Origin of the sequence: Salipaludibacillus sp. CF4.18, from assembly GCF_051262595.1 — a bacterium.
GTDB classification, from domain to species: domain Bacteria; phylum Bacillota; class Bacilli; order Bacillales; family Salisediminibacteriaceae; genus Salipaludibacillus; species Salipaludibacillus neizhouensis.
The window spans coordinates 116,067-129,893 of the sequence record NZ_JBIMEV010000001.1; the positions used below are offsets into that span (position 1 = coordinate 116,067).

The 13,827-nt window shown below is 37.1% G+C and carries 16 protein-coding genes; all 16 read left to right on the forward strand.

Annotated elements, in window-relative coordinates:
- The first annotated feature begins 12 nt into the window (after nucleotides 1-12).
- The 16 genes from xerC (at nucleotide 13) to ACHABW_RS00640 (ending at nucleotide 13,748) form a co-directional block, all read left to right on the forward strand.
- Nucleotides 13-909 carry a tyrosine recombinase XerC gene (gene xerC, locus ACHABW_RS00565; protein WP_435753601.1) on the forward strand — a complete coding sequence of 299 codons (897 nt, stop codon included), beginning with the start codon at nucleotides 13-15 and terminating at the stop codon, nucleotides 907-909.
- 26 nt (nucleotides 910-935) lie between these two features.
- On the forward strand, nucleotides 936-1,493 hold the full coding sequence (hslV, locus tag ACHABW_RS00570) for an ATP-dependent protease subunit HslV (RefSeq protein ID WP_110936374.1): 558 nt from the start codon (nucleotides 936-938) through the stop codon (nucleotides 1,491-1,493).
- Between the two features lie 29 nt (nucleotides 1,494-1,522).
- Nucleotides 1,523-2,929, forward strand: a complete 1,407-nt coding sequence (hslU, locus tag ACHABW_RS00575) for an ATP-dependent protease ATPase subunit HslU (protein WP_435753602.1) — start codon at nucleotides 1,523-1,525, stop codon at nucleotides 2,927-2,929.
- A 13-nt stretch (nucleotides 2,930-2,942) separates the two neighbouring features.
- Complete coding sequence (codY, locus tag ACHABW_RS00580; protein WP_435753603.1) at nucleotides 2,943-3,719, forward strand: GTP-sensing pleiotropic transcriptional regulator CodY; 777 nt, start codon at nucleotides 2,943-2,945, stop codon at nucleotides 3,717-3,719.
- Nucleotides 3,720-4,061: 342 nt separating this feature from the next.
- The gene (gene flgB, locus ACHABW_RS00585) at nucleotides 4,062-4,466 is read left to right on the forward strand and encodes a flagellar basal body rod protein FlgB (protein WP_110936372.1); all 405 of its coding nucleotides are present in this window, start codon (nucleotides 4,062-4,064) and stop codon (nucleotides 4,464-4,466) included.
- A gap of 5 nt (nucleotides 4,467-4,471) precedes the next feature.
- A complete protein-coding gene (gene flgC / locus ACHABW_RS00590; protein WP_110936371.1) occupies nucleotides 4,472-4,927 on the forward strand; it encodes a flagellar basal body rod protein FlgC in 456 nt (151 codons plus the stop codon).
- 45 nt (nucleotides 4,928-4,972) lie between these two features.
- On the forward strand, nucleotides 4,973-5,284 hold the full coding sequence (gene fliE, locus ACHABW_RS00595) for a flagellar hook-basal body complex protein FliE (RefSeq protein WP_223292283.1): 312 nt from the start codon (nucleotides 4,973-4,975) through the stop codon (nucleotides 5,282-5,284).
- Nucleotides 5,285-5,655: 371 nt separating this feature from the next.
- A complete protein-coding gene (gene fliF / locus ACHABW_RS00600; RefSeq protein WP_435753604.1) occupies nucleotides 5,656-7,245 on the forward strand; it encodes a flagellar basal-body MS-ring/collar protein FliF in 1,590 nt (529 codons plus the stop codon).
- A 15-nt stretch (nucleotides 7,246-7,260) separates the two neighbouring features.
- A complete protein-coding gene (gene fliG, locus ACHABW_RS00605) occupies nucleotides 7,261-8,271 on the forward strand; it encodes a flagellar motor switch protein FliG (protein WP_435753605.1) in 1,011 nt (336 codons plus the stop codon).
- A complete protein-coding gene (gene fliH / locus ACHABW_RS00610) occupies nucleotides 8,264-9,073 on the forward strand; it encodes a flagellar assembly protein FliH (RefSeq protein ID WP_435753606.1) in 810 nt (269 codons plus the stop codon). The genes fliG and fliH overlap by 8 nt, the downstream gene beginning before the upstream one ends.
- On the forward strand, nucleotides 9,063-10,382 hold the full coding sequence (fliI, locus tag ACHABW_RS00615) for a flagellar protein export ATPase FliI (RefSeq protein ID WP_435753607.1): 1,320 nt from the start codon (nucleotides 9,063-9,065) through the stop codon (nucleotides 10,380-10,382). Before fliH ends, fliI begins: the two co-directional genes overlap by 11 nt.
- Complete coding sequence (gene fliJ, locus ACHABW_RS00620) at nucleotides 10,382-10,819, forward strand: flagellar export protein FliJ (protein ID WP_435753608.1); 438 nt, start codon at nucleotides 10,382-10,384, stop codon at nucleotides 10,817-10,819. Before fliI ends, fliJ begins: the two co-directional genes overlap by 1 nt.
- Before the next feature lie 14 nt (nucleotides 10,820-10,833).
- Nucleotides 10,834-11,433 (forward strand): magnesium transporter MgtE N-terminal domain-containing protein, encoded by a 600-nt coding sequence (locus tag ACHABW_RS00625; RefSeq protein WP_435753609.1) that lies wholly within the window; start codon nucleotides 10,834-10,836, stop codon nucleotides 11,431-11,433.
- 45 nt (nucleotides 11,434-11,478) lie between these two features.
- The gene (locus ACHABW_RS00630; RefSeq protein WP_435753783.1) at nucleotides 11,479-12,858 is read left to right on the forward strand and encodes a flagellar hook-length control protein FliK; all 1,380 of its coding nucleotides are present in this window, start codon (nucleotides 11,479-11,481) and stop codon (nucleotides 12,856-12,858) included.
- Between the two features lie 13 nt (nucleotides 12,859-12,871).
- Nucleotides 12,872-13,330 carry a flagellar hook assembly protein FlgD gene (gene flgD / locus ACHABW_RS00635; protein WP_110936363.1) on the forward strand — a complete coding sequence of 153 codons (459 nt, stop codon included), beginning with the start codon at nucleotides 12,872-12,874 and terminating at the stop codon, nucleotides 13,328-13,330.
- Nucleotides 13,331-13,355: 25 nt separating this feature from the next.
- Nucleotides 13,356-13,748: a TIGR02530 family flagellar biosynthesis protein gene (locus ACHABW_RS00640; protein WP_435753610.1), complete on the forward strand. Its 393-nt coding sequence runs from the start codon at nucleotides 13,356-13,358 to the stop codon at nucleotides 13,746-13,748.
- The last annotated feature ends 79 nt before the right edge of the window (nucleotides 13,749-13,827 follow it).

The window sequence follows — 13,827 nt, forward strand, 5'->3', positions numbered from 1 at the left end:
TAGGTGAAGTCAATGAATAGAGATTGGTTACTGCGCTTTATTGAGTATTTACAAATTGAAAAAGGTGCTTCCCCTCACACGATTGAAAACTATACGTTGGATATTAATGACTTTTTTCATTTTATTGAGCAGCATTTGATTAAATCAATCGCTGCTGTTTCCCATGGAGATATTCGCGTGTATTTAACGGAATTACATCATAAGAATTATGCAAGGAAAACAGTAGCTAGGAAAATTTCTTGTTTACGTTCGTTTTGGACCTTCTTGGTTAGGGAAGAATTAGTAATAAAGAATCCGTTTCAAATGGTTACGACTCCGAGACTTGAGAAGCGCCTACCTACTTTTTTCTATGAGGATGAAATGCAAGCAATTTTTGATGTTATAAATGTCGAGAATCCACTAGGCAAAAGAAATTTGGCACTAGTAGAACTTTTGTATGGTACGGGAATGCGGGTAAGTGAATGTGTTGGCTTGAACCTACAAGACTTTGACAGAACTATTGGAACATTACTTGTTAGAGGTAAAGGCAGAAAAGAGCGCTATGTTCCGGTCGGCAGTTTTGCGGCTGATGCGCTTGATGTTTATTTATCGAAAAGTCGACCGATGATATTACATAACGATGCACAAGATGAAAAAGCCTTGTTTCTTAGTTATCGAGGAAAAAGATTAGGTGATAGAAGTATTCGAAAAGTATTAAATAACCTTGTTAAAGATGCTTCTATATCCTCTAGAATCAGTCCACACGTCCTTCGTCATACATTTGCTACTCACATGTTAAATGAAGGGGCTGATTTGAGAACTGTCCAAGAATTGCTAGGTCACAGTCAATTATCGTCTACTCAAATTTATACCCATGTTACAAAGGATCGACTTAGAGAGGTTTATCGTGCCTCACACCCAAGGGCTTAAGACAGGTTAGGAGGGAAACAGATACTATGGAAGAGATCAAAGGGACAACAATTTTTGCTATTCAACATAATGGACAGTCTGCGATTGCAGGAGATGGCCAGGTCACATTTGGCAATGCTGTAGTCATGAAGCATTCAGCTAAAAAGGTTCGAAGACTTTATCGTGGGCAGGTAATAGCAGGTTTTGCAGGATCAGTTGCCGATGCATTTACACTTTATGAAAAATTTGAAACAAAACTTGAAGAGTTTAATGGTAATCTTCAAAGGGCTGCAGTTGAGCTTGCGAAGGAATGGCGTAGTGATCGCGTCCTCAGAAAGCTAGAGGCCATGCTTCTTGTAATGGATCATACGAACCTGTATTTAATTGCAGGTACTGGTGAAGTTATCGAGCCGGATGACGGAATATTAGCCATTGGATCGGGTGGTAATTATGCGCTTTCTGCTGGGAGAGCGTTGAAAGAACATGCCCCTAATTTAACGGCTAAAGAAATCGCCTATGCTAGTCTGAAAACTGCAGCGGATATTTGTGTCTACACAAATCATCAGATTATTGTCGAGGAATTATCTAGCAAAGAAAAAAACTAAAATGTTCTTTAAAAGTGAGGGAAAAAGACATGAGTAGTGATTTGACACCTAAACAAATTGTAGAAAAACTTGACCAATCCATAGTAGGACAGAATAAAGCGAAAAAATCTGTAGCAGTTGCCTTAAGGAACAGATATAGACGCAGTCAGCTTGATGAGGCAATAAGAGATGAAATAACTCCCAAAAATATTTTAATGATAGGCCCTACAGGTGTAGGTAAAACTGAAATTGCAAGAAGATTAGCTAAATTAGTTGGTGCTCCGTTTGTAAAAGTAGAAGCAACTAAATTTACGGAAGTAGGCTACGTAGGAAGAGATGTCGAATCAATGGTTCGTGACTTAGTAGAAACTTCTATTAGAATTGTAAAGCATGAAAGAATATCGAAAGTGAAAGAGCAAGCAGAAAAAAATGCCAATCACCGATTAGTAGAATTATTGGTACCTTCACAGAAGAAAGAAACGAGTTATCGAAACCCTTTTGAAATGCTTTTTCAAGGTAATCAGCAGGACGCAGGCGAGGAAACGGAAACAGGTGAATCTCAAGAAGATAGTTCGATTAGAGACCGCAGACAAAAAATATCAAAAAAATTAGCTGATGGTCAACTTGAAAATGAAGAAATTAGTATTGAAGTTGATGAGCAACAACAAAGTTTTTCTGATATGTTTCAAGGTGCTGGTATGGAACAAATGGGTATGAATATGCAGGATATGCTTGGAAATATGATGCCTAAAAAGAAAAAGAAAAGAAAACTCCCAGTAAAAGAAGCTAGAAAAGTGTTAACAGAGGATGAGGCGCAAAAGCTCATCGATATGGATGAGGTTCATCAAGAGGCAGTTTCAAAAGCCGAACAATTGGGAATCATTTTTATTGATGAAATTGATAAAGTCGCTGGGAAAGGCAAACAGCAGTCAGCGGATGTCTCAAGAGAAGGTGTACAACGTGATATTCTTCCGATAGTAGAGGGATCAACAGTAGTGACAAAATATGGTTCTGTAAAAACGGATCATATGCTGTTTATAGCTGCCGGCGCTTTTCACTTTGCAAAACCATCGGACCTAATTCCTGAATTACAAGGAAGGTTTCCAATAAGGGTAGAGCTAAACAGCTTAAATGTAGAAGATTTTGTTCGGATATTAGTAGAGCCTGATTTTGCATTAGTGAAGCAATATCAAGCACTTTTGCTGGTGGAAGGAATAAAATTGAAATTTTCTGACGATGCTATTCGTAAAATTGCGGAAATAGCAACTGAAGTTAATGATGAAACTGAAAACATTGGAGCAAGAAGACTTCATACAATTTTAGAGAAATTACTGGAAGACTTATCATTCGAAGCGTCAGAAATATCCATGGAAGAAATTTTAATTACGCCTAACTATGTAGAAGAAAAACTTCAAGACGTAGTTAAAAACCGTGATCTAAGTCAATTTATATTATAACAGGAGGCACACAATGGATTTATTATCAAAAACTAGAACAATTAATGATTTACTGCAAAAAAGTGGAGGGCAATCTGTTAACTTTAAAGATATGGCTGAGACATTAAGAGATGTCATTGAATCTAATATTTTTATTGTAAGTCGCAGAGGAAAATTGCTCGGATTTTCGATAAAACAAGAGATAGAAAATTCCCGAATGAAGCAAATGTTAGAGGAACGACAGTTTCCAGAAGATTATACCTCAGGGTTATTTAAGATTGAAGAGACTTCTTCCAATCTTGATGTGGAAAGTCAATTTACTGCATTTCCTGTAGAGAATAAAGATCTGTTTGCTAAAGGTTTAACAACAATTGTTCCCATTCAAGGTGGTGGTCAACGTTTAGGAACGCTAATACTAGCGCGCTTGGATAAGAGCTTTGATGATGACGATTTGTTACTGGCGGAATACGGTTCTACAGTTGTAGGGATGGAGATTCTGCATGAAAAAACAGAGGAAATTGAGCAAGAGGCACGTAGTAAAGCTGTTGTGCAAATGGCAATAAGTTCGTTATCTTACAGTGAACTTGAAGCTGTAGACCACATCTTCGAGGAGTTGGATGGTACGGAAGGGCTGCTTGTTGCAAGTAAAATAGCAGACCGGGTAGGAATTACCAGATCAGTTATCGTAAATGCGCTGCGAAAATTGGAAAGTGCTGGTGTTATTGAATCACGATCACTAGGTATGAAAGGGACATACATTAAAGTATTAAATGATAAGTTCCTCACGGAGTTAGAAAAACATAAAAATTAACTCAAACAAGAAAAGATAGATATATTAAAGAAGGCTGTTAGTACTTTAGCCTTCTTTTTTTGTATCCAAAAAATAAACTGATATTTTATATATAAAATGGTAAAAAATATGTTAAAGTTTAAAATAGAGGGGGGTAAAAAGTTGAACTTTGTCATATTGTGACTTCAATTGTTAATTTGTGACGAACCGTGACTATAACCCTAATGTAATCTAGTACTTTTTTATGAAAATGTTATATTTTCCATAACTGTTAGACAATGACCCGTTTATTCTATAGAATACATCTAGATAGTAGTTCTATTTTAACAAGACATGTTATCTAGACGAAAGGAAGAAAGCACAATGAACGCAATTAATAATCCTACTACTCAATTGTTAGAAACTGCTTTGTCTTCTTCAATGACTAGGCAAAATACAATATCACAAAATATTGCAAATGTAGATACACCAAATTATAAAGCTAAAAAAACTGTTTTTTCTCACCAATTAAACGAAGCCATGAGTAATCAACAATTATCAGCACACCGGACAGATGAGCGTCACAACCATTTTGGGGGTACTGTTAATAATGATGCCGCCAAAGTTGTAGAAAGAACGAATACTACATATAACCATAATGGGAACAATGTTGATATTGATCAAGAAATGAGTGAACTAGCTAAGAATCAAATTTATTATAATGTTCTGGTAGATCGTATGAATGGAAGATTCAGCAGTATACAGACAGTTATTGGACATGGGAGGTAATTAAAATGTCAATGTTTCACGGAATGAATATTTCTGCCTCTGCTTTAACATCACAACGTCTAAGAATGGACGTTGTATCTAGTAATATGGCCAATGCAGAATCTACGAGAGGCCGATTAGTAGATGGAGAATGGGAACCTTACAGAAGAAAAATGGTAACGATGCAGGCAAATCAGGAGTCAGGATTCCGATCACATTTTAATCAAGCCTTGGGTATGAGTAAGGATGTTGGGCAAGGTGTTAAAGTCAAAAATATAATTGAAGATCAGACTCCTTTCAGACAAGTCTTTCAACCTGATCATCCAGATGCAAATGAAGAGGGTTTTGTAGAACTTCCTAATGTTGATCCGTTGAAAGAAATGATTGATTTAATGGGTGCCCAAAGATCTTATGAAGCCAATGTAACGACGCTGGATGCTCATAAGAATATGATGTTAAAAGCGTTGGAAATAGGAAGATAGTAATCAACTTTTCCAGATCTCATTAATTACTAGGAGGGATGTAAAATGATGGATATTAATCCACTTCAACAGACAAAGTCTATAATGAATCCACAAATAAAAAACAATAACACGATGAGCACTCCACATGAAGCACAAGTATCTTTTAAGACTTGGTTGAATGAAGCAATTACTAATGTGAATGACACACAAGTCAATTCAACTGTTATGACGGAAAAAATGGCCCGTGGAGAGCAAGTTGATTTGCATGATGTTATGATTGCAAGCCAAAAAGCTACAGTGACATTACAAACAACGACAGAGATTCGTAATAAAGCAATAGAAGCGTATCAAGAAGTCATGAGAATGCAAGTCTAATCTCTACTTTTATCTTAATACCACTAAATTGTGAGTGGTAAACTTTATTTTTAATTTTTAGATAAGATGCTATTATAAGTGATATTTTATGAGGAACATAATTTTCGTTAGAGGATAAAAAAATGATTAGCTGTTGTTTTATTCTGTGATGGGACAATCACCCTGTTTACGTTATGTCGATTCTATTTCTTATAGTTAATGAGGACAAACAAGAGACAAAAATGTACATAAGGATTAGATTATTAAATGTCCTATAAGACATATCGGATATCTAAACCGATTCTTAACAAATTATACTAAAGAATTTAAAAAAGATTAACTATAAAGACTTATTCTCTTTTTTAAATGGTTAGGGCAGTGTGGGAGGCAACATGAACGATACAGTGACTGGTTATAAAAATAAAACAATAGAATTTTGGCAATCTCGGACAAAGAAACAAAAAGGATTGTTTATTGGCTCAATTGCATTTATCATAGTTATTTTTCTAGCATTTTCGATTTTAGGTTCACGTACAAATTATGTTCCTCTTTATTCGAATTTAACAATACAAGAAACTGGTGAAATAAAAGCAACATTAGACAGTCAAGGTGTTGCTAGCGAAGTGAGTAGCGACGGGACATCCATTTCAGTTTCAGAGGCTTTAGTAGATGACCTAAAAGTTAGTTTAGCTGCAGAAGGCGTTCCACAAACAGGCAGAATTGATTATGCTACTTTTAGGGATAATATGGGTTTTGGAACAACGGATAATGAATTTCAACTTCTTGAGAGAGCGGCTATTCAAACTTCTTTAGAAGACCTAATTCACAATGTGGATGGGGTTCAGGCATCACAAGTGATGATAACTTTACCAGAAGAGAGTGTATGGCTAGGAGACGAGCCAGAACAAGCTACTGCTTCTGTTTTGTTACAATTAGAAGCAGGGCACTCCATGGATGAAAATCAAATTCGAGCCTTGTATCATATAGTGTCAAGAAGTGTTCCAGACTTACCAGTAGAAAACATTGTAATGATGGACCAATTATCCAGGTATTTAGAATTACAAGATAGTCCTGGAAGTGGTGGGGATTCTGCGCTTTCAGTTTATGAAGAACATCGAAATATACAACGAGATATAGAACGGGACATTCAACAACAAGTTCAACAAATGCTAGGTACAATGATGGGGCAGGACAAAGTACTCGTGTCTATTTCAACGGATCTTGATTTCACTCAAGAGAACCGACAAGAGGAATTAGTCGAGCCCGTGGATGAAGAGAATATGGAAGGTTTGGCTATCAGTGTTGAGCGAATCACTGAGACATACACCGGAGGCGAATTAGTAGATGGTGGTGTTGCTGGAACCGGTGAGGAAGATATACCTGCATACCAGGGAGTTAATGGAGTTGTTCAAGGCGACTCCGAGCGATTGGAAGAGCGAATAAATAATGAAGTTAATCGGATATCAAAAGATATTGTGGAAAGCCCATATCAAATAAAGGACATCGGTATTCAAGTGATGGTAGAACCTCCTGATCCTGAGGATCCAAATTCACTTCCACAAGAACGCCTTGATGACATCCAACAAATACTAGGTCAAATAGTGAAAACATCTGTTGATAGTGATTTGACGGCGGAGTGGGGACCAGAAGAATTGGAAGAACGCATCTTTGTTTCGTCACAACCGTTTTTCGGAAAAGTCGAATTTGAAGAGCCAGCAGAGGGGATTCCGTTTTGGTACTATATCGTAGGTGCTCTGATTGCTGTAGTTCTTTTGTTAATATTCCTCTTGTTTAGAGGTCGTAAAACGGAAGAAGAAGTAAAGGAAGTTACAATGGAGGATAGCAATCCATACGAAGTACCTCCAATCGATAGTGGACCTGATTCAGAAGAAAAAGCTCGTCGTAAGCAACTAGAAAAATTGGCCAAAGATAAACCAGAAGAGTTTTCAAAGCTGGTACGAACATGGTTATCAGAGGACTAAAGGGAGGAAATCATAGTGGCGAGAAAAAAAGAATTATCCGGTAAAGAAAAAGCCGCCATTTTATTAATCTCTTTAGGTCCTGATGTTTCTGCTCAAGTTTATAAACATTTGTCAGAAGAAGAGATTGAAAAACTCACACTAGAAATTGCAGGTGTGAGACGTGTGGAGCAAGATATGAAAGATGACGTCATTGAGCAATTTCACCATCTAGCAATAGCCCAAGATTATATTACTCAAGGTGGAATAGGATATGCGAGAGATGTATTGGAAAAAGCACTAGGTTCGGCTGAAGCAATGGAAATTATCAATCGTCTTACATCTACTTTGCAAGTAAGACCGTTTGATTTTGCTCGTAAAGCAGACCCGTCTCAAATTTTTAATTTCATTCAAAACGAACATCCACAAACGATTGCACTCATTCTTTCGTATTTGGAAAGTGAGCAATCAGGCAAAATTTTGTCTTCCCTTCCACAAGAAGTGCAAGCGGATGTCGCAAAAAGAATTGCCGTTATGGATAGCACTTCACCAGAAATAATCAGTGAAGTTGAAAGTATTCTGGAAAAAAAGCTTTCTACGACTGTTACCCAAGACTTTACTAAAGCGGGTGGCATTGAGTCTGTGGTAGAAGTATTAAATAGTGTTGACCGCAGTACAGAACGAACAATTTTAGATGCTTTGGAAATTCAGGACCCTGAATTAGCGGAAGAGATTAAAAAGCGTATGTTTGTATTCGAAGATATTGTTACATTGGATAATCGTTCGATACAAAGAGTTATTCGTGACGTTGAGAATGACGACTTGCAACTTTCACTAAAAGTAGCAAGTGATGAAGTGAAAGAGATTGTTTTCAATAACATGTCGCAGAGAATGTCAGACACATTTAAAGAAGAAATGGAATTCATGGGACCTGTCCGTTTAAAAGATGTTGAGGAAGCACAATCAAGAATTGTTGCGATAATTCGCAGATTGGAAGAAGCAGGAGAGATCGTCATCGCACGTGGTGGAGGAGATGATATTATTGTCTAAATTAATTAAATCTGCCTCTACCGATCAAAGAGTTTCCAATGAAAAATTAATTCATTTAAAAAGTATTACACCTGCGTTTACCCATTATGATAACGGAACTGATACGAATTCGTCAGAAATGATAGAATCTGAAGGTGATTCTGTTCACTATAATGAACAAGAACTAATCCAACTAGAAAATAATCGTTTAGAACAGCAAAAAAACGACCTTGAACGAGAAAAAGAAGATTGGTTACAAGAGAAAAAACAGCAGCAAATTCTGATGGATGAGACTGCTGAATTTAAAGCAAATCAGGCAGCTGAAGAAGGATATAATCAAGGCTACTCTGATGCGATTGAACAAGTTAAAAAAGAGTATTCTGCACATATTAAACAAGCTGAAAACACAGTGACAGTGGCTAAAGACGATTATTTAAAAAAGATAGAGTCTTCAGAGCCGATTATGCTTGATTTAGCGATTACAATTGCTAAAAAGGTTATAGGCGAAACATTAGCTGACAATGAAAAGTCATGGCTGGAACTTCTCAAAAAAGCGGTACTAGAGGTACGTGAACAAGAAGAAGTAAAACTATACGTTCATCCTAAATGGTTTGAGTTAACTCTTTTTCATAAAAATGAATTACAGGAAATAGCTCTTCACTCGAGAGAACTACTTATTTATCCTGATGAATATTTGCAAGAAAATGGATGTATCATTGAAACTCCTTACGGTCAAATGGATGTTTCTTTAGACAGTCAACTCTTGGAAATAAAAAAATCATTGTTTGAAAAGTTAAGGGAGGGAAACTCAGGTGAGTATTAAACAACTTCAGTCACATGTCGATAGCATTACTCCCTTTAAAACGTATGGAAAAGTTACTCAAGTGGTTGGACTTATGATTGAGTCAAAGGGTCCACAAGCTTCAGTAGGTGATCTGTGTACAATTCTTGTAGGTAAAAAAAAACCAAGACGTATTTTCGTAGAAGTAGTGGGTTTCAGGGATCAGAAAGTTCTTCTTATGCCATATGATCGTGTTGACGAGATTTCACCTGGAAGTTTAGTAGAAACAACACATAAACCTCTTCAAATTAGTGTTGGATCGAGTATGATCGGTTCTGTTGTTGATGGGCTAGGTCGTCCATTTGACGATAAAATCACTCAAGGAGCCTATCAATCAATTTCTACCGACAATCATCCTCCCAACCCAATGGATCGCCCTAGGATAAGTGAGCCGATGAGTTTAGGTGTCAAGGCAATCGACGGTTTGTTTTCAGTAGGAAAAGGCCAGCGGTTAGGTATTTTTGCAGGAAGCGGAGTAGGAAAAAGTACTCTTATGGCAATGATCGCCAAAAACTCAGATGCAGACCTTAATGTGATTGCTCTTATTGGTGAACGTGGTAGAGAGGTAAGAGATTTCGTTGAAAGAGATTTAGGTGAAGTGGGGCTAAAAAACACGATCGTAGTAGTCGCAACCTCTGATCAACCTGCTTTAATGCGGATAAAAGGAGCAATGACTGCAACAGCCATTGCAGAATTTTTCCGGGATCAAGGGATGAATGTCACGTTGATGATGGATTCGGTGACCAGAGTTGCTATGGCTCAGCGGGAGATCGGTTTAGCTATAGGAGAACCACCTACTACTAAAGGGTATACTCCTTCTGTATTTGCGCTTTTACCAAGACTGTTAGAAAGAAGTGGCATGAATAAGGTCGGCTCAATTACAGCCTTTTATACTGTACTTGTGGATGGGGATGATATGAATGAACCAATTGCTGACAGTGTGCGAGGGATATTAGATGGGCACTTGGTATTAGATCGCAAACTTGCGAATAAAGGTCATTTTCCTGCAATTAATGTACTAAAGAGTATAAGTCGAGTAATGAATGATATTGCTTCGCAAGAACATAAAGGGCTTGCAGATTATATGCGCAGTTTATTATCTACTTACGCTGATTCTGAAGATTTAATTACGATTGGTGCTTATAAAAAAGGAACAAATAAAGAGATCGATGAAGCTATCGTAAAGTATCCCGAAATTATGAGATTTCTCAAACAAGAATTAGAAGAAGAGTATACTTTCCAGGAAACAATTCATGAGATGTCGTTGCAGTTTAGCAAGGGAGGTAATTGATGAGTTTTCAATTTACACTACAAAAAGTGCTTGAAATGAAGGATTATGAAAAATCGGATGCCGAGCTTGCTTATACTGATTCCGTAAAGAAATTCGAAGAGATTGCGACAAATTTATATGAATTGATGAAAAGGAAAGAAGTCCTTGCAGAAGAAAACAATAAAAAGCTTCAAACTGGTTTGGCCATTTCTATGATTCAATGGAATGAACAAACGATCGAATTTATTCAAAAGGAAATTGAAGAGTTGCAAATGATGACTCAAAAAGCAAGAATAAAAATGAACGAAAAAGAGAATTACTTACATTTTAAAGCTGTTGATTTAAAAAAATATGAAAAAATGAAAGAAATTAAGTTGCAAGAATACTTAGAGAATGAAAAACAAGAGGAACAGAGGTTTCTTGATGAAATTTCAGTTCAACAGTTTGTCAGACGATGAAATCAGGTGAGACTATGAGTAAAAATAAACCGAAAGAATCAGGTCAAAGTAAGTTTTTAGTTTTCTTCATGGTTATCTTAATTCCTGCCGTTTTTGCACTGATATTGGCAGTAGTTCTTGCTTTTTATTTTGGATTTGGAGACCAACTTCAACGTTTGGCAAGTGTACTTCCTTTTATTGAAGAACCGCAGGAGGAAATGGAAGATGCGAGCGAATCAGGTGAAGAAAGCGAAGAGGGTATTTCGGACGAAGAATATATATTGCAACTTGAAAATGATAATGAAACCTACTTACAAGAAATAACGCGAATAGAGACTGAACTCAACTCGAAAGATGAAGAAATTGCAAGCCTTCAGGAAGAGTTAGTGACGATTCAATCGGAAGATCTTGGTATTGAAGGGGAAGAACCAGAGAACGGTACTACAGATATAAATGATATCGTTAAAACGCTAGAAGAAATGACATCATCTAAAGCTGCGGATATTATCGGAGAGATTCCTCAAGACGAGGCAATTACATATTTACGAATCATGCAAGTTAACTCGAGATCTGAGATTTTAAGTAAAATGGATGCCGAAGCCGCAGCGGGCTTACTTAGTAAAATGTCAAATTAACGATTGGCATTAACGTCAATGAGAGGGGGTGAAAAATTGAACGCAATGATGATGTCATCAATGGTAAACGTAGGTAAAACGGGTAATGGGGAAGGTTTCTCATTAGCTAAAAAAGAATCGGCGGGAAAGTCTGAGTCATTCATACATGCACTAGAGGGTCTTATGAAAGAGGGAAAAGAGACAAATAAAGCTAGTCTCAGCGCATTTTCACTGGAATCTTCAGAAGAGAAAGACTTTATTGCTCAACTTATGGAAATAGACCCAGAAGAGTTGCTAAAGGTATTATATAAGCTTTTAGAAGAGATTCCAACAGACGAAGGTTTTATACCTGAGGATATTCTAATGGGTGAGAAAGTAGCTGCATTTCTTGATGTACTTCCGGAATCTTGGAAAAAAGATTTAGAAGAGTTGATGGACAGCTATGTGTCAATTGAAGGGCTTATGGAAGAGTTTGAGACAACAGGAGATCCAGTAATCCTTCTGGCTATCATTACTAGTTTCACTGTAAAAGAACAACAAGGATTAGAGTTAAAAAGCGGAAATGAATTTCAAGCTTTACAACAGCTAGTCGCTGCATACTTTCCACAGGCAATCCAAGGGAATGAAAAAACATCAATTCTTCATCAAGTCTTCAATCAATTAAAAGAGTTTTTTGCTGAAGCTCAAAATGCACAGGTGAAAACAGCACCATTACAAGTACAAGCACCAACATCAACTCTAGCAATACGCATTGCTGAATTAGCTCAGCTCAATCAACTGGCTAGTACATCAAAAACAGATTTATCAAGGGGACAAGCTAAGCTTGACTTTCAACCGTCTACTTTAACAACTCGTATTGCAGAGTTAGCTCACCAAAATCAGCTAGCAAGTAGTTCTGCAAAACCTGTAGTCCGTGATAATCAGAGTCCAGTTTTGTTCGATACGTCTAACAGCCATATGGCTAGATTACAGCAATTTATGGTTCATACCGGAGAGTCTCAGACTGAGCGACCTCAACAAGAGCAGTTTATTCGCCAGTTTCAAAGTATGTTAGCTAAAAGCTCATTTCAACAACTAAGTAATGGGGTCCAACAATTAAACCTGAAGTTAAACCCTGCTTCGCTAGGAAGGTTGGATATAACTATTCAGCAAGTGAATGGAGTTTTAGTTGCTAAAATGATGACTACAACAGCGGTTGCTCGAGACTTAATTGAAGGTCAGATACAACATTTAAAAAACGCTTTTCAATCGCAAAATATTCAGGTGGATAAAATAGAAGTAACTCAGCAACAAAGTCAGCAAACGCTGAAAGATTTGTCTCAAGGTAATCCTAAAGAGGAACAAACAGCTGAGCAACAATCTGATCGAGAAAAAGAGGAGTCCGAGGAAGAAGATATCCTTGATTTCGCTGAATTCCTGGAAGCAACGATTAATACAGAAGTTTAAGGAGGCAGAATGGATGCCGGTAAATGTGCAAGCTACAGAAAGTAATTATCATGCTGATTATTTGGAGAAACAAAAAGCTCAAAATAATACTGGTTCAACCTTGGGTAAGGATGAGTTTTTAAAATTACTTTTAACTCAATTGCAAAATCAAGATCCGATGAATCCTATGAAAGACCAGGAGTTTATTGCACAAATGGCTCAGTTTTCTGCGCTAGAACAAACGACAAACATGAATTCCAATTTAGAGAAGTTCTTGGATATGCAAACAACGCAAAATTTTGTTTCTCATAGTGATTTAATTGGTAAACAAGTTGAATGGGACAAAACAGCAGAAGACGATGATACGGAAACGGTTTCCAAGTCCGGAATTGTAACATCCGTGATTTTCAAAGATGGACAAGCGCAGCTTGTTATTGATGGTGAAACGAAAATAAATACCACAGATGTTGTTTCTGTAACGAATCCGAAGTAAACAATCAAGCTAAGAGGTGATTAACATGAGTGTAAAAATCATGCCTCATCATCTACATCATACTTTACCAAAACCATCAGTGAAGCAAACTTCTGAATCTAAAGCAACTGAAAAAAACAGTTTTCAAAATATGCTTGCAAAAACATTGGAGAGTCAAGATGAATTAAAAATCAGTAAACATGCTGAGAAAAGAATGATGGATAGAGGCATTGAAATATCTAATGAAACATGGAATGAGATACAGACAAAAGTAAGAGAAGCACGCGACAAAGGCGTGAATGATTCTCTTGTTTTAACGAATGATGCAGCATTTGTTATTAGTGCCACAAATGACACCGTCATAACTGCGATGGACCGAGAGGAAGCGGCGTCTCAATTGTTTACGAATATAAATGGTGCGATTATTATCAATAATTAAGTAATCTGGCTGGACCTTAACAGGAAGCCTTATGCTGTGGATTGACGGAAACAGCTATTAAAAGAACCATCAAAAAGGG

Coding starts and splice junctions, on each gene's coding strand:
- fliE (WP_223292283.1), top strand. CDS start 4,973: ATGATGGATATTAATCCACTTCAACAGACAAAGTCTATAATGAATCCA.
- fliF (WP_435753604.1), top strand. CDS start 5,656: ATGAACGATACAGTGACTGGTTATAAAAATAAAACAATAGAATTTTGG.
- flgD (WP_110936363.1), top strand. CDS start 12,872: ATGCCGGTAAATGTGCAAGCTACAGAAAGTAATTATCATGCTGATTAT.
- flgB (WP_110936372.1), top strand. CDS start 4,062: ATGAACGCAATTAATAATCCTACTACTCAATTGTTAGAAACTGCTTTG.
- hslU (WP_435753602.1), top strand. CDS start 1,523: ATGAGTAGTGATTTGACACCTAAACAAATTGTAGAAAAACTTGACCAA.
- flgC (WP_110936371.1), top strand. CDS start 4,472: ATGTCAATGTTTCACGGAATGAATATTTCTGCCTCTGCTTTAACATCA.
- codY (WP_435753603.1), top strand. CDS start 2,943: ATGGATTTATTATCAAAAACTAGAACAATTAATGATTTACTGCAAAAA.
- hslV (WP_110936374.1), top strand. CDS start 936: ATGGAAGAGATCAAAGGGACAACAATTTTTGCTATTCAACATAATGGA.
- ACHABW_RS00640 (WP_435753610.1), top strand. CDS start 13,356: ATGAGTGTAAAAATCATGCCTCATCATCTACATCATACTTTACCAAAA.
- ACHABW_RS00630 (WP_435753783.1), top strand. CDS start 11,479: ATGATGATGTCATCAATGGTAAACGTAGGTAAAACGGGTAATGGGGAA.
- fliJ (WP_435753608.1), top strand. CDS start 10,382: ATGAGTTTTCAATTTACACTACAAAAAGTGCTTGAAATGAAGGATTAT.
- ACHABW_RS00625 (WP_435753609.1), top strand. CDS start 10,834: ATGAGTAAAAATAAACCGAAAGAATCAGGTCAAAGTAAGTTTTTAGTT.
- xerC (WP_435753601.1), top strand. CDS start 13: ATGAATAGAGATTGGTTACTGCGCTTTATTGAGTATTTACAAATTGAA.